The following is a 14,689-nucleotide window of genomic DNA, read 5'->3' on the forward strand; positions in this document are numbered from 1 at the left end:
CCAAAGCAAAAAAGGCGCCTCCATTGGAGACGCCCTCTTGATTTGTGCCGCGTGGCTTATGCCGCGCCGGCGGTCTTCGACGACTTCTCGAAGCGCTTGCGCTCGTTCGGGTCGAGATAGAGCTTGCGCAGGCGGATGGTCTTCGGCGTCACTTCGACCAGTTCGTCGTCCTGGATCCAGGCGAGCGCGCGCTCGAGCGTCATGCGGATCGGCGGCGTCAGGCGCACTGCTTCATCCTTGCCGGCGGCGCGGATATTGGTCAGCTTCTTGCCCTTCAGCACGTTGACCTCGAGGTCGTTGTCGCGGCTGTGGATACCGATGATCATGCCCTGGTAGACCTTCACGCCGGCGTCGATGACCATCGGGCCGCGGTCTTCCAGGTTCCACATGGCGAATGCAACCGACTCACCCTGATCATTGGAGATCAGAACGCCGTTGGTGCGACCGGGCAGCTCGCCCTTGTAGCCCTGGTAGGAGTGGAACAGGCGGTTCATGACAGCCGTGCCACGCGTATCGGTGAGCAGTTCCGACTGGTAGCCGATCAGGCCGCGCGTCGGCGCATGGAACACCAGACGCTGGCGGTTGCCGCCTGAAGGACGCAACTCGACCATCTCGGCCTTGCGCTCCGACATCTTCTGGACGACGACGCCGGCATGCTCTTCATCAACGTCGATGACGACTTCTTCGACGGGCTCGAGCAGGTCGCCGTTCTCGTCCTTCTGCATGACGACACGCGGACGCGACACGGCAAGCTCGAAGCCCTCGCGGCGCATCGTTTCGATCAGCACGGCCAGCTGCAATTCGCCACGGCCGGAGACGTAGAACGAATCCTTGTCGGCCGATTCCTCGATCTTGAGGGCGACGTTGCCTTCGGCTTCCTTGAGCAGACGGTCGCGGATGACGCGGCTGGTGACCTTGTCACCTTCGGTGCCGGCCAGCGGCGAGTCGTTGACGATGAAGGACATGGTGACGGTCGGCGGATCGATCGGCTGCGCATGCAGCGGCTCGGTCACGGCCGGGTCGCAGAAGGTGTCGGCGACGGTTCCCTTGGAAAGGCCGGCGATGGCAACGATGTCGCCTGCCTGCGCTTCTTCGATCGGCTGACGCTCGAGACCACGAAAGGCGAGGATCTTGGAGACGCGGCCGGTTTCCAGCAGCGAACCGTCATGGTGCAGCACCTTGACCGGCTGGTTGGACTTCAGCGTGCCGGATTCGATGCGGCCGGTGATGATGCGACCGAGGAACGGGTTCGCCTCGAGAATGGTGCCGATCATGCGGAACGGGCCGGGGTGAACCGTCGGTGCCGGTACGTGCTTGAGCACGAGGTCGAACAGCGGCGCCAGGCCCTGGTCCTTCGGGCCTTCCGGATTCTCGGAAACCCAGCCATCGCGGCCCGAACCGTAGAGGATCGGGAAGTCGAGCTGTTCGTCGGTGGCGTCGAGGGCTGCGAACAGGTCGAACACCTCGTTGATGACTTCCTGATGGCGGCCATCAGGACGGTCGATCTTGTTGATGACGACGATCGGCTTCAGGCCGACCTTGAGCGCCTTGCCGACCACGAACTTGGTCTGCGGCATCGGGCCTTCGGCAGCGTCGACCAGAACAATCGCGCTGTCGACCATCGACAGGATGCGTTCGACCTCGCCGCCGAAATCGGCGTGGCCAGGGGTGTCGACGATGTTGATGCGGGTGTCCTTCCAGTCGACCGAAGTCGCCTTGGCCAGGATGGTGATGCCGCGTTCCTTTTCGAGATCGTTCGAATCCATCGCGCGCTCGGCGACGCGCTGGTTTTCACGGAACGAGCCGGATTGCTTGAGAAGCTGGTCGACGAGCGTGGTCTTGCCATGGTCGACGTGCGCGATGATCGCGATATTGCGGAGGTTCATATGTCTACTCGGGAGCGTTGCGGGCACTGCCTGTCGACGCGCCGCGTTTCGTGTGGCCGGGCTCATACAGCTTTTTTCGCAAATGCGAAAGGGGGGCAGGCAAATCGGCCGATTTTCTGCCCGCCGGTAAGCCTACAAGAAGTCGCCCCAGTCGGCCCGTCGTGCCGACCTGAACAGCTCGCCATCGCGCTTGGTCAAGAGCTTTTCCTCGATCGAGCCATTTTCCAGGCACAGTTTGAGCTGGACCTTGCCCGATCCGCCGCGCGCCGGCGCCAAGACCCGGGCGCGGAATGGTTCAGCCGGCATGCGCGACGCGGCCAGGAAAATGTACTTCTCGTCTTCCCACGGCACCTCGCCACGCTTGGTCAGCCGATGCAGCCGCGAGCGCGCCACGCGGCGCGAAAAATGGCACCAGTCGGGCTCGACGATCGGGCAGGCGTCGGCATGCGGACAAGGTGCAGTCAGATGTGCGCCGAGATCGATGAGGCGCTGTCGCACCGCCATCATGCGCTGCCAGCCGGCCGGCGTGCCGGGCTCGACCACGACAAGCAGGCCATCGGTGGCAGCCCACAGGCGCTCGACCAACGCGAGCCCCTCGGCCGGCGACAACTCGTCCAGCACATAGGCCAGCGTCACCAGATCGGCCTTGTCGGCCTCGAAGCTCTTGGCGGCATCCGCCACGCGCCAATCCACATGCGCAACGCCCGAATGCGCCGACAACGCAAGGCCAACCTTACGGATCGCCTGGCTTGCCTCGAGCATCGTCGCGGAATCGATGCTCGGCCAGCAGTCCGAAGCCGCCCAAAGTGCCGTGCCTGGACCGGCACCGACGTCGAGCAGGCTTTTCGGCGCAAAGTCAGGCATCAGCTCGGCGGCACTTTCGAGACTCGCCCTGACGGCCGCAAATGTCGCCGGCAGCCGCGTCGCCAGATAGGCGTTGGCGAACATCTCGTCCGACAGATGCAGTTTTCCATCGCGCAACTCGGCGCGATAGCGGCTCGACAAGGTGTCGGCAGCCCGCTGCAACTCGCCAAGCGGCACGCCTTCCAGCGCCCGGTCGACCGCCGCCCGCAATGCTGCCGGTAGTTCCATCGGCCTGCCCGTCCGCGGCCTAGACGAGGCCGCGCTTTTCCATCATCGCCTCCGGCGACGGCAACTTGCCGCGGAAGGCCTTGTAGAGTTCTTCCGGATCGGCCGAACCGCCTGCCGCATAGATGTGCTTGCGCAGCTTCTCGGCCATGCCGGGATTGAAGGCGTCGCCGGTTTCCTCGAAGGCGGCGAAGGCGTCGGCGTCGAGCACTTCCGACCACATGTAGGAGTAGTAGCCGGCCGAATAGCCCTCGCCCGAGAACACATGCAGGAAATGCGGCGTACGGTGACGCATGACGATCGCATCCGGCATGCCGAGCTTTTCCAGTGTCTCGGCTTCGAAGGCGGCGGGCTCCGTCGGTGCGTCCGGCCGGGCATGATAGGCCATGTCGACAAGCGCCGACGAAGCGAACTCGACGGTGGCAAAGCCGGCGCCGAAAGTCTTGGCAGCCAGCATCTTGTCGAGCAGAGCCTTGGGCATCGGCTTGCCGGTCTTGTAGTGCAGCGCATGCTTTTCCAGCACCGCCGGCACCGTCAGCCAGTGTTCGTAGAGTTGCGACGGCAATTCGACGAAGTCGCGGCTGACCGAGGTGCCCGCCACTGACGGCCAGGTGACATCGGTCAGCATGCCATGCAAAGCGTGGCCAAATTCATGGAACAGCGTCTTGGCCTCGTCGAGCGACAGCAGCGCCGGCTCGCCGGCCTTCGGCTTGGCGGAGTTCATGATGTTGTAGATGATCGGCGTCGAGCCCTTGCCCAGCCTGTAGCCTGACTGCAGCGCACTCATCCAGGCACCCGAACGCTTCGACTGGCGGGCAAAATAGTCGGCGAGGAAGAGCCCGCGCGTGCTGCCGTCGGCGTTGAACACCTCGAACACCCTGGCATCGGGATGCCAGGCGGCAACATCGGGCACTTCCTTGAAGGTGATGCCGAACAACCGCGTCGCGACATCGAAGCAGGCCTTGATGACGTTCTCGAGCTGGAGGTAGGGCTTCAGCTCGGCCTCGTCGAAGGCGTATTTCTCCGCCCGCAGCTTCTCCTGATAGAAGCGCCAGTCCCAGGCGGCGAGCTTGTCGTTGCTGCCGGCGGCCGCTGCAAGGCGCTGCAGTTCGGTCTCGTCGGCGGCGGCCTTCTCGCGCGCCTTGTTCCACACCGGCTCGAGCAGCTCCATCACCGCCTTGGGGGTCTTTGCCATGGTGTCGTCGAGCTTCAGCGCCGCATAGCTGTCATAGCCGAGCAGCCTGGCCTTTTCGGCGCGCAGGCTGAGCGTATCGCGCACAATGCTGGCATTGTCGGTCTCGCCACCTGTTTCGCCGCGTCCCGCAAAGGCCTTGAATGCCTTTTCGCGCAGGTCACGCCGCTCGGAGAACGTCGTGAACGGCTCATAGATCGAGCGTGACAAGGTGACGGCGTACTTACCCGTCTCGCCGCGCGCCTCGGCAGCCTGGCCCATCGCACCACGGACAAATTCCGGCAGGCCGTCGAGATCGCCTTCGTCGAGAAACAGCACCCATTCCCTCTCGTCGGCCAGAACGTTCTGGCCGAACTTGGCGCCAAGCGAGGCAAGCTCTTCCTGGATAGCGGCAAGCCGCTTCTTGCCCACCGGGTCGAGCTTGGCACCCGAACGGACGAAGCCTTTCCAGGTTTTTTCCAGCACCCTCAGCGTCTCAGGGTCTAGGCCGAGCGAAGCGCGGCGGGAGTAGAGATCGTCTATGCGTGCAAACAGCTTCTCGTTCATCGAGATCGCCGAGAAATGGCGAGCCATCTTCGGCGAGATCTCACGCTCCATCGCCTGGATCGCGTCATTGGTGTGGGCACCGGCGCGGCACCAGAAGATCGAGGACACGCGGTCGAGCGCATCACCTGCGAGCTCCATTGCTTCAAGCGTGTTGGCGACCGTCGCTTGTTCCGCATTGGCGGCAATCGCATCGATCTCGGCGGCGTGCGCGGCAAGCGCTGCATCAAACACCGGCCCGAAATCGCTGTCCTCGATCCTGGTGAAATCCGGCAGGCCGAGCGGCCCGGTCCAATGGGTCAGCGGATGACGCGCGAGATCGATGTTCTGGCTGGCGGACATGAATGGCTTCCTCGATTGGCATTCGGTTCGGACAGCCTCGATGTAGGGCCGGACCGGTAACTGCGCAACCGCATTGACTCGTCGCCTCACGTAAACTAAGTAACCCATATAATAAGGATTACTTACTAAAATGCCTGCCAGTCCGGAAACCGACACTTTCGGCTTCATCGTCAACGATCTCTCGCGCATCATCCGCGCCGAGATGGACCGCCGCACCACTGAAGCCGGCCTCGGCCTGACCACCGGCGAGGGCCGGGCGCTGCTCAATGTCAGCCGCACCGGTCCGATCAGGCAGACGGCATTGGCCGAGCGGCTGGGTGTCGAAGCGATGACCCTGAGCGGTCTTGTCGACCGGCTAGAAGCCAAGGGTTTCGTCGAGCGCCAGCCCGATCCGGCCGATCGCCGTGCCAAGCTGGTCACCCTCACCGAAGCCGGGTCCACCGTCGTCAGGCAGATCGAGCCGATCGCCGCCGCGATCCGAAGCGAGGCAGCGCTTGGCATCGATCCGGACGACTGGCAGCGCCTTCTCGTTTCACTGCGGGCAGCCCGCACCAACCTGCTCGCCACGCGCACCGAAGCGCTATCGGGCGAGGACACGGCGGCATGAACATGCGCACCGATATCAGCCAGGCGCTGGACCTTGTGGAAACCGCACCGATCATGAGCGAGCGCCGGGTGTCGCTGATCGGCGGCCTGATGGTTGCCATCGGCCCGATCTCGCTGGCGCTGTTCACGCCGGCCATGCCCGAGATCGTCCAGGCCTTCGGCACCACCGAAGCTGCAGTCAAGATGACGCTGTCGCTCTATTTCGGCGGTTTTGCCTTTGCCCAGCTCGTCTGTGGCCCGCTCTCCGACGGTTTTGGCCGCCGCCCGATCACGCTCGCCTTCATGGCGATCTATCTTGCCGCAAGCGTTCTGGCGCTGATGGCGCCGAACATCGAAACGCTCGTCGTCGCGCGCTTCCTGCAGGGCGTCGGCGCCGCCGTCGGTGTTTCGGTGGCGCGTGCCGTCGTTCGCGACGTCTTCACCCACGAACGCTCCGCCCGCATCATGAACATGATCGGCATCCTTTTGGCCCTCGGCCCGGCCATCGCGCCAACCCTCGGCGGCCTGACCATGGAGTTGTTCGGCTGGCATGCCATCTTCGTGGTGATGGTGCTGCTCGGCGTCGTCGTCATGCTGGTGGCGATCTTTGCCCTGCGCGAAACGGTGACGCGCGACCTCAGCCGCATCAGGCCGAAAGCCCTCGTTGCCTCCTACGGCTCGCTCTTCCGCAGCCCCTATTTCGTGCTCTGCTGCCTGGTCATCGCCGGCACGACCGGCGCGATCTACACCCAAGCGACCGTGCTGGCCTTCATTCTGATGGAGCGTGTCGGCCTCACGCCCACCCAGTTCGGCGTCGGCATGCTGATGCAGACCGCCAATTTCATGGCCGGCGCGATCGTCATGCGCATCTTCATGAAGCGTTTCGGCGCAGCAAGGATGGTGCCCGTCGGCCTGGTTTTCGTTGCCATCGGATCGATCGCCATGGCCATCCTGCTCAGGACCTATGAACCCAGCTTCCTGCTGGTCATGGTTCCGGTCGGCATCTACGCCTTCGGCATCGCCATGATCTCGCCGGCGATGATGACGGCGGCGATGGCGCCCTTCCCCGAAAATGCCGGGGCGGCATCCGCCATGATGGGCTTCTTCCAGATGGGCGCGGGAATGGTTGGCGGTGCAGCGGCGGCATTGATGGGTGACCCGGTCAATGCGCTCGCCACCGTGATCCCGATCATGGGCCTCCTTGCCATCCTGTCATGGCTGATCTGGCGCCGTCTGCCGGAGCCGTCGCTGATGGCACGGCTGAAGCAGGGCTAGAGCAGCAGCAGTTTTCCGTCCGGAATTGCGCAGGACATGGAGACAGAGAGCTTCCGCAACCGACGAAAAGCGGAAACGCCCTAGAAGCCGTCGCAATTCTCGCCGATCGTCATCTGCGTGTTGGCGACGATGAGGCCGTTCCTGGCGGTAAATGTCTCGCGCGTCGTCATGTCATTGTTGGGGAAGTCGTAGCAGGTACGCACCACGGTCGTTTCGCCCATTTCCGCTTCGATCTTGTGGCGGATCTTGGCGCCTTTCACGGCAACCTGCCATTCATCCATCGAGGCGATGAACTCCGCCTTGCTCTGGGTCACGCCAATATCGTCGAGCCGTATCGTCGCATTGTCGGCCAACAGTTGCGACAAGGTCGGACCATCCGCCTTGAGCAGCGCCTGATACCAACGGTCGACGATGCTCTCCTGCGCCACGGCGCCGGCAGCCACCAGCAGCGCCAGGACTGCTGCAATCGTACGAACGGGCAACATCGCACGCCTCCCTGTCGGACAGGAGAATTGTCGGACGAGAGCATTAAACCCAGATCGCGACCGGAATGCCATTGATATCGCGCCCGGGCGGCGACGGAAAGCTCATGGTCTCGCCGCGACGGTGCCGCTCGGCGATCAGCATCATCGCGCAGGCATCGAGGAAGTCGTCAGCAGCCGCACCGCGCGGCGCAGGCTGGTCGAGAAAGCCGCGGCCATGGCCGACGCGCGCCAGAAGCGTTTTCCGCTCCGCCATGCCGTCGGGATTGACGCGACCCTTGATCTTCTTCGGCAGTCTCATCGCCTGCCCGCCATTCAGCCGCCAGAACGCCACTTCGGGATGGGATTCGATCACGCGCTCACGCAGCTCCGGCCTCGAGATCATCAGCGCGTCGATCTCCCGTATCTTGGAAAATATGCCGAAGGCCTGGATCGAGACGCCGCGTGGCGGCTCAGAGGTCCTCATAGCGACCTCGCTCGACCGGCGATGCGCGGCGTACCAGGCCTCGAGGTCGGTGAACTCGGCCGCCTCGGCATGGACTGCCGCGCGCGACGGGATCGAAAACACGCTCGATTGCCGCTGACCGAGCAAAGGCCGCACCAGCATCTCGGGACCACGACCACCCTTGGTGGTGAAGTCAGGCAGGCCGATCGGCATGTCGACCGCCACCACCGCATCGTCTGGAATTGCCGCCAACAGCGCGTCGAAGCTGCCGAACACCTGAGCTCTCGTTCCGGCGTCGTCGCGGATCACCGCGACCCATCCGGCCTTGCAGCCGTCGACGCCGGCAACCGTCACGCCCCAGAATCCTGGCCGGGTTTCCGGCTCCGCGAGGGATGGATGAGCGTGCGCAGCTCGACCATCGCCATCGGATGCGACAGGCTTTGCGCATCGGTTTCGAGCTGCAGCTCGTCGCCGCCGCGCTTCGACGTGCGCGCCAGGATCTCGTAGACGGCGGCCGTGGTCGACTGCAGCGCCTTGGATGGCGTGTGCCCGGCCAGCAGTCGCGCCAGAAAGACGGCAGCACTCAGGTCGCCGAGCCCGTTCGGCGGGCGCTCGACCGTGCGGTGCTCGGCCAGCAGCGCCTGCGTCTGGGTGACCAGCAAATTGCCCGTGCCGTTGGCCATCATCGCCGGCGCCGAGGTGACCAGCATCGTTGCCGGCCCGAGCCCGAGGGCAGTCGCCATTGTCGAACGCATGTCGTCGGCCTTGGCACCCGCCAGCCATTCGAGCTCATAGCGATTGGGCGTGGCGATATCGGCCAAGGGCAGCAACCTGTCGCGAATGCCCGCGGCCAGCGTCTCGGCGACATAGAGCCCACCCTTGTCGCCGATGACGGGATCGCAAACATAGAGCGCCTTCGGATTTCTCACCTTCACCGTTTCGACCAGCGAGGCCACAGCTTCCACCTGGCCTGGCTCGCCGAGATAACCCGACAGCACCGCAGCGACTTCGCCGAGCCATGGCGCCCGTTCAAGATCGGCCATGAAGGCGGCGAATTGTTCTGTCGGCGGCACGATGCGCGTCGCGCGGCCATGGCCGGGATGCCACGGCAAGATCACCGTCGGTACGGCCCAGACCGGGTGGCCGAGCGTCTCCAGCGCAAACACCGCCGCGCGGTTGCCCACCGACCCGCGCGCGACATGGCTCGACACGACGATGACCGCGCGTGGCGCTCCGGACTGTTCAGTGCTCATCAGATTTTCACCAGTGCAATGTAAGACAACAACCAGAAGAAAAGCGCGATAGCCAACACAGCACCCAGCAGCATGTAGAGGCCATTGGGCGTCTCGCCTTCTTCTTTCGCAGCATATCTGTGGCGTGCGACAAACGAACGTCCGCCATGGTCGCTCTCACGCGACAGCCGTTTGAGGATGCGGCGAGATTGCGCCGGCCCCTCATCCTCACTGCCTGTCACCACTATCCGCCTCGAACCAGATAATTGATCAGCCACAGAACGAGGCCGATGGTCAGGAGAAAACCGAGGATGCGGCCGATGCGCGTGCCGATGTGCTCGATCGGATCGGCCTTGTCGACGTCGGCGGCGCCGAGATGATTGCGCATTTCGCTGGCCTTGCGCGCCACGAACGACGCGCCGCCAGGGTCGCTCTCGCGTGCTATGCGGTCGAGAATGCGGCGCGATTCCTTCTCGCCGTCGCTGTCTCTCGGTGACGCCATCGTCAAAAACTCCTGGCATCATCGCCAAATCGAACGCCGGTTTTCTCCGGGCGCGTTTGTGATAATGCTGTCGGATCAGTTGCTTTGTCGAGGACAAACAGATGCGCATGCAAGCTTCGCCGGCACTTCCTGCTTTCCGTCTGCTTCCGGCTTTCGTTGTTCTGGCGATCGTCATGCCGTTGCTGTCGGCCTGTGGCTACAACACCATCCCGACCCAGGAAGAGCAGGCGAAGGCGGCATGGAGCGAAGTGCTGAACCAGTACCAGCGCCGCGCCGACCTCATCCCCAACCTGGTCGAGACGGTGAAGGGTTATGCCTCGCATGAGAAGGACACGCTCGAAGGCGTCGTCGAGGCCCGCGCCAAGGCAACCCAGGTGACGGTGACGCCGGAAACGCTGACCGACCCCAACGCCTTCAAGGCTTTCCAGGACAACCAGGCCGGCCTGACCAGCGCGCTGTCACGCCTGCTCGCGGTTGTCGAGAACTACCCCGACCTCAAGGCCAACCAGAACTTCCTCGCTTTGCAGGCCCAGCTCGAAGGCACCGAAAACCGCATCGCCGTCGCCCGCCGCGACTACATCGAGACCGTTCGCATCTACAACACCTCGCTCAAGACCTTCCCCGCCATGATCTGGAACACGCTCTGGTTCCGCAACCAGCCGTTCCAGAACTTCACCGTCGCCGAAGATAAGCTCGAGGCGCCCAAGGTGAATTTCGGCACCGGCCAGGGCGGGTAATGACGGCGTCACGCGCCCAATGAAGTGGCGGAAATGACCTTGAGCGCAGGCGCCTGCACCCCCCCCTCTGGCCTGCCGGCCATCTCCCCCACAAGGGGGGAGATCAGCTGGCCGCGCAGGCTGCGCTCATTGCACATATCGAACGTCCAGCATGCCGGCCGACGCTGCCAATCTCCCCCCTTGCTGGGAAGATGGCCGGCAGGCCAGAGGCGGGTGCACAAGCACGTCCCTGCCCTTCTCGCATTGCTTCTGCTGTTGTTTGCGGCTCCCGTCCTCGCCGCCGAACTGCCCATCCTCACCGGCCGTGTCGTCGACGACGCCGGCATCATCGACGCCGCCACCGAAGCCGAGCTGGTCCAGAAACTCGCGGCCTTCGAGCAGAAATCCTCCGACCAGATCGTCGTCGCCACCATCCCCAGCCTCGACGGCGAGGAGATCGAGCCCTATGCCAACCGCCTGTTCCGCGCCTGGAAGCTCGGCCAGGCCGGCGAGGACAATGGCGTGCTGCTGATCGTGGCGCCCAACGACCGGCGCATGCGCATCGAAGTGGGTTACGGCCTGGAAGGTGTGCTCACCGACCTGCACACCAAGCTGATCATCGAGAACACCATGGTGCCGGCCTTCCGCGCCGGCGATTTTTCGGGCGGCATTTCCAAGGCGGTCGACGACATCGTCATGGTCGTCGAGGGCGATGGCGCCGAACTCGAGGCACGCGCCAAGCGCAATGAGCAGACCGGCGTTGCCGGCTGGAGCGAAGACGACATCATCTTTTTCGTCTTCATAGCGCTTTGGGCGACTCTTTTCTTTGGCGGCATGGCCATGGCCATCCTGCCGCGCATGTATGGCCGCAGGCTCGGACCCGGCCGCTACGAGTGGCTCGGCATGACCTTCAATTACAACCAGCGCTCCGGCTCGTCGTCATCAGGCGGCGGCTGGTCCTCGGGTAGCGGCGGCGGAGGCTGGTCGTCGGGCGGCGGTGGCGGCGGATTTTCCGGCGGGGGCGGGTCCTCCGGCGGCGGCGGTTCATCGGGGAGCTGGTAGAACGACATGACCCAGACCACGCTCCCCCCCAGCGATCACGGACGCATCGCCGCGGCCATCCGCGCCGCCGAAGCCCAGACCTCGGGCGAGATCTACTGCGTCGTCGCCCACCGCAGCGATGGCTACTTCTTTGCCGCGGCCTTCGCCGTCATCACGGGCATCCTGCTGGTCAGCCTCGCCGCCGCCTTCGCGCTCGAACACTGGTGGGTCGCCGTCCGGCTGCCGCATTTCGTCATCGTTCAGCTGCTGGCGGCGGCGGCTGCCTGCGCGCTGTTGTGGTGGCTGCCTGGCCTGCGCATCCGGCTCATCCCGCGCGGCCTGCTCTACCGCGCCGCCCACGCCAACGCGCTCAGGCAGTTCTTTGCCCGCAACGTGCATCTCACCACCGCACGCACCGGCGTGCTGATCTTCGTGTCGCTGGCCGAACGTTATGTCGAGGTCGTCGCCGACGCCGGCATCCACGCCAAGGTTCCGCAGGATGCCTGGGACGGCATCGTCCGCGACCTCACCGCGGAAGCGCGTGCCAACCGTCTCGCCGACGGTTTCGTTGCGGCCATCGCCACGGTCGGCACCCTGCTAGCCCGGCATTTCCCGGTGTCCTCAGCCGACGTCAACGAACTCGACGACCACCTCGTCGAGATCTGACCGCATAGCCCTGGTGAGTCCATTTGGACACACCTGCACCTGATCCTCGATCCGGATCATATGAAACGCCATTCCGGCTGCGTGCGGACTCTTTGCAACTGTCGCGGCGCGGTTTATGGTTAAGAAACTATGAACACGCTGACGATCGACATCAGGAAAGCCGAGCCCCGCGACGCGGATGCCATCGCCGAGGTGCATCACGAGGCCTGGCGCGGCGCCTATTCAGGCATCATCCCGCATCGTGCGCTGACCACCATGATCAACCGCCGCGGCGGCGAATGGTGGGCCAACGCCATCCGCCGCGCCGCAACCGTTCTGGTGATCGAGATCGGCGGCAAGATTGCCGGTTATGCCACGCTCGGCCGCAACCGCGCCCGTGAACTCAAGCAGCAGGGCGAGATCTACGAACTCTACCTCCGCCCCGAATGCCAGGGCATCGGCCTCGGCAGCCGCCTTTTCGCCGCCGCCCGCCAGCGCCTCGCCGACCACGGCCTCAAGGGCATGGTGGTCTGGGCGCTCGAGGAGAACGACAACGCGCTCGCCTTCTATTCCGGTGCCGGCGGCCGCGACATCGCCGAGGGCGTCGAGGTTTTCGACCACAAGGCGCTGAAGAAGGTCGCTTTCGTCTGGGAGTGATCCGGAAAGCAAGCCTTTCGTCGCAGTCTCCTGACATCAATATTGCATTGCACACGCGGCCCAAGGCGTTTATCGGGAGGCACCTTTAATTCTGGAGCTTCCCCATGCGCATCGATGCGATTTCGATCGGCAAGAATCCGCCTGAAGACGTCAACGTGATCGTCGAAGTGCCTGTCGGCGGCCAGCCGATCAAGTACGAGATGGACAAGGAAGCCGGCACGCTCGTCGTCGACCGCTTCCTCTACACCCCGATGCACTATCCGGGTAACTACGGCTTCGTGCCGCACACCCTTTCCGGCGACGGCGACCCGATCGACGTGCTGGTCTGCAACACCCGCCAGCTCATTCCCGGCTGCGTCATCAACGTGCGCCCGATCGGCGTGCTGGTCATGGAAGACAATGCCGGCCAGGACGAAAAGGTTATCGCCGTTCCGTCGCCCAAGCTGACCCGCCGCTACGAGAACGTCTTCAACCACACCGACCTGCCCGAGATCACGCTGCAGCAGATCGAGCACTTCTTCGGCCATTACAAGGATCTCGAGCCCGGCAAGTGGGTCAAGATCGGCGGCTGGCACGATGCGGCCTACGCCAAGAAGATGATCGTCGAGGCGATCGAACGCGCCAAGGCGCTGAAGGCCTGAGGCTTCTGTTTCAAGGTCAGTGAATACCGGGCGCGGTTCGGCAGTGCCGGCCGCGCCTCAATTCTTTGTCTTGCCTTCAGAATAGAACACCGGCATCGGATCGCCGACGAGCACCCTCTCGTCCGAGCCGCAGGCAAAATCGCGAGCCTGTTCGTCGGCGATCTTGCGCGCCAGCTCATTGGCCTTGGGTTCACCGGTCGCCAACACCAGCCCAACGACGCAGCCATCGGCCTTGCCCGGCTGCCCGACCTTCGCCACCACCAGCACCTCGATTTCCTTGTCGCCCTCGGCAGGTTCCGCCTGGACGTACCAGCGGCGGATGGTGGCGAACGGGACCACCTTGCCGTCATGGCTCGAAATGCGCCACTCGGCCTTGCCGGCACTTCTGTTGAACGTCTCGAAGCTCTGCCACGGGATGTCGACGAAATCGGCGGGCGGGAAACCGTAGAACACCGATTCCCTGAGATCGGCTGAAAACATCAGCACCGGATAGCCGCGATATCCCGGACAAACCATGTTGGCATAGTCGCCGTCATCTGCGCCGGCCTTGTCGAAGAGCACGCAGTCCGCCTCGGTGTTGGTCTCGACATAGGCGCTCGAGATCTCTTCCGCCACGGCCTGGTGCAACGGCATGGCAAGGGCCAAGGCAAATACAAGCTTCCGCATTCCGCGCTCCCCTCCGAACCTGCGATGCCCGCAACATCCTGCGCGCATGCAACCGGAGTATGTCGCGCCCGAGCCACGTTATCCAGAGCGCGGGCTCAGCGCCTGGCGAGCTCCATCATGAGCTTGGCCAGTTCGCCTGTGTTGCCTGCCACGCGAATGGTCTTCAGTCGCGAGGTTGCGCCGGCGACCACTTTTATGGAGTTTCTCGGAATGCCCAACTCGGCTGCGAGCAGCTTCTCAAGCGCTGCGTTGGCCTTGCCTTTTTCTGGCACGGCGCGCACCCGCGCCGCGAGATGGCAGCGTTCGTCGGCCGCCTGCTCAACACCTTCGACAGCATCCTTCGAGGAACGCGGCGTCAGCCTGACATAAAGCTCGACGCCGTCATCACGCTCCTTGAAGAAGCTGGCCACCACCAAAGGTCAGATGACGAGCGGAGCCACCGTGGTGAGGATGAACTGCCTGACGAAGAACAGCGCAAGCAGAAGCACGATCGGCGAAATGTCGATGCCGCCAAGGTCTGGCATCAGGCGACGGATCGGCCGTAGCGCCGGCTCGGTCAGCCGGAACAGCATATTGCCGATGGTGCCGACCACCTGGTTGCGCGGGTTGACCACGTTGAAAGCATAGAGCCAGGAGAAGATCGCCGAGGCGATGATGATCCACCAGTAGAGGTCGAGGGCCAGAACGATGGTCTGAATGAGGGCGAGCATGCCGATCTCCAATGAATTGCCGACATTTAGCCATTGCACG

General features: G+C 63.9%; 18 protein-coding genes. 7 read left to right on the forward strand and 11 right to left on the reverse strand.

All coding sequences use genetic code 11. From position 1 onward, the window contains the following. Positions 1-56 precede the first annotated feature (56 nt). The 3 genes from typA to Amn_RS25880 form a co-directional block, all read right to left on the reverse strand. A complete protein-coding gene (gene typA / locus Amn_RS25870; RefSeq protein WP_067956499.1) occupies positions 57-1,886 on the reverse strand; it encodes a translational GTPase TypA in 1,830 nt (609 codons plus the stop codon). Between the two features lie 132 nt (positions 1,887-2,018). Next, positions 2,019-2,978: a small ribosomal subunit Rsm22 family protein gene (locus tag Amn_RS25875; protein ID WP_067956497.1), complete on the reverse strand. Its 960-nt coding sequence runs from the start codon at positions 2,976-2,978 to the stop codon at positions 2,019-2,021. 19 nt (positions 2,979-2,997) lie between these two features. Continuing rightward, positions 2,998-5,052, reverse strand: a complete 2,055-nt coding sequence (locus tag Amn_RS25880) for a M3 family metallopeptidase (RefSeq protein ID WP_154386224.1) — start codon at positions 5,050-5,052, stop codon at positions 2,998-3,000. 130 nt (positions 5,053-5,182) lie between these two features. Here Amn_RS25880 and Amn_RS25885 point away from each other — a divergent pair, with 130 nt between their 5' ends. Continuing rightward, complete coding sequence (locus tag Amn_RS25885) at positions 5,183-5,659, forward strand: MarR family winged helix-turn-helix transcriptional regulator (RefSeq protein ID WP_067956493.1); 477 nt, start codon at positions 5,183-5,185, stop codon at positions 5,657-5,659. Continuing rightward, entirely contained in the window at positions 5,656-6,912 is a 1,257-nt protein-coding gene (locus tag Amn_RS25890; RefSeq protein ID WP_067956491.1) for a multidrug effflux MFS transporter, read from the forward strand. The genes Amn_RS25885 and Amn_RS25890 overlap by 4 nt, the downstream gene beginning before the upstream one ends. Before the next feature lie 80 nt (positions 6,913-6,992). Here the strand turns inward: Amn_RS25890 and Amn_RS25895 are convergent, their stop codons facing one another. The 5 genes from Amn_RS25895 to Amn_RS25915 are packed head-to-tail and all read right to left on the reverse strand — an operon-like array spanning position 6,993 to position 9,573. Further along, the gene (locus Amn_RS25895) at positions 6,993-7,397 is read right to left on the reverse strand and encodes a nuclear transport factor 2-like protein (RefSeq protein ID WP_067956490.1); all 405 of its coding nucleotides are present in this window, start codon (positions 7,395-7,397) and stop codon (positions 6,993-6,995) included. A 43-nt stretch (positions 7,398-7,440) separates the two neighbouring features. Then, on the reverse strand, positions 7,441-8,193 hold the full coding sequence (locus tag Amn_RS25900; protein ID WP_067956488.1) for a DUF429 domain-containing protein: 753 nt from the start codon (positions 8,191-8,193) through the stop codon (positions 7,441-7,443). Further along, positions 8,190-9,092 (reverse strand): pyridoxal kinase PdxY, encoded by a 903-nt coding sequence (gene pdxY, locus Amn_RS25905; protein WP_067956485.1) that lies wholly within the window; start codon positions 9,090-9,092, stop codon positions 8,190-8,192. The genes Amn_RS25900 and pdxY overlap by 4 nt, the downstream gene beginning before the upstream one ends. Beyond that, positions 9,092-9,313, reverse strand: a complete 222-nt coding sequence (locus Amn_RS25910; protein ID WP_154386225.1) for a hypothetical protein — start codon at positions 9,311-9,313, stop codon at positions 9,092-9,094. The genes pdxY and Amn_RS25910 overlap by 1 nt, the downstream gene beginning before the upstream one ends. Positions 9,314-9,315: 2 nt before the next feature. Then, complete coding sequence (locus Amn_RS25915) at positions 9,316-9,573, reverse strand: hypothetical protein (protein WP_067956482.1); 258 nt, start codon at positions 9,571-9,573, stop codon at positions 9,316-9,318. 101 nt (positions 9,574-9,674) lie between these two features. Between Amn_RS25915 and Amn_RS25920 the strand changes: the two genes are divergently transcribed. The 5 genes from Amn_RS25920 (at position 9,675) to ppa (ending at position 13,273) form a co-directional block, all read left to right on the forward strand. Further along, a complete protein-coding gene (locus Amn_RS25920; RefSeq protein ID WP_067956480.1) occupies positions 9,675-10,310 on the forward strand; it encodes a LemA family protein in 636 nt (211 codons plus the stop codon). 180 nt (positions 10,311-10,490) lie between these two features. Beyond that, on the forward strand, positions 10,491-11,351 hold the full coding sequence (locus Amn_RS25925; protein WP_067956478.1) for a TPM domain-containing protein: 861 nt from the start codon (positions 10,491-10,493) through the stop codon (positions 11,349-11,351). A 6-nt stretch (positions 11,352-11,357) separates the two neighbouring features. Beyond that, positions 11,358-11,996: a TPM domain-containing protein gene (locus Amn_RS25930; protein WP_067956476.1), complete on the forward strand. Its 639-nt coding sequence runs from the start codon at positions 11,358-11,360 to the stop codon at positions 11,994-11,996. 129 nt (positions 11,997-12,125) lie between these two features. Beyond that, the gene (locus tag Amn_RS25935; RefSeq protein ID WP_067956474.1) at positions 12,126-12,632 is read left to right on the forward strand and encodes a GNAT family N-acetyltransferase; all 507 of its coding nucleotides are present in this window, start codon (positions 12,126-12,128) and stop codon (positions 12,630-12,632) included. 104 nt (positions 12,633-12,736) lie between these two features. Continuing rightward, entirely contained in the window at positions 12,737-13,273 is a 537-nt protein-coding gene (ppa, locus tag Amn_RS25940; protein WP_067956472.1) for an inorganic diphosphatase, read from the forward strand. Between the two features lie 57 nt (positions 13,274-13,330). On the opposite strand, the gene Amn_RS25945 is transcribed toward ppa, so the two are convergent. From Amn_RS25945 to Amn_RS25955, 3 genes are all read right to left on the reverse strand, one after another. Further along, complete coding sequence (locus Amn_RS25945; RefSeq protein ID WP_067956470.1) at positions 13,331-13,939, reverse strand: hypothetical protein; 609 nt, start codon at positions 13,937-13,939, stop codon at positions 13,331-13,333. Between the two features lie 95 nt (positions 13,940-14,034). Continuing rightward, on the reverse strand, positions 14,035-14,349 hold the full coding sequence (locus tag Amn_RS25950; protein ID WP_067956468.1) for a DUF167 family protein: 315 nt from the start codon (positions 14,347-14,349) through the stop codon (positions 14,035-14,037). 9 nt (positions 14,350-14,358) lie between these two features. Beyond that, positions 14,359-14,649 (reverse strand): YggT family protein, encoded by a 291-nt coding sequence (locus Amn_RS25955; RefSeq protein WP_067966013.1) that lies wholly within the window; start codon positions 14,647-14,649, stop codon positions 14,359-14,361. Positions 14,650-14,689: the final 40 nt, after the last annotated feature.

The organism is Aminobacter sp. Y103A (assembly GCF_030294925.1).
Classification (GTDB): Bacteria; Pseudomonadota; Alphaproteobacteria; order Rhizobiales; family Rhizobiaceae; genus Aminobacter; species Aminobacter ciceronei.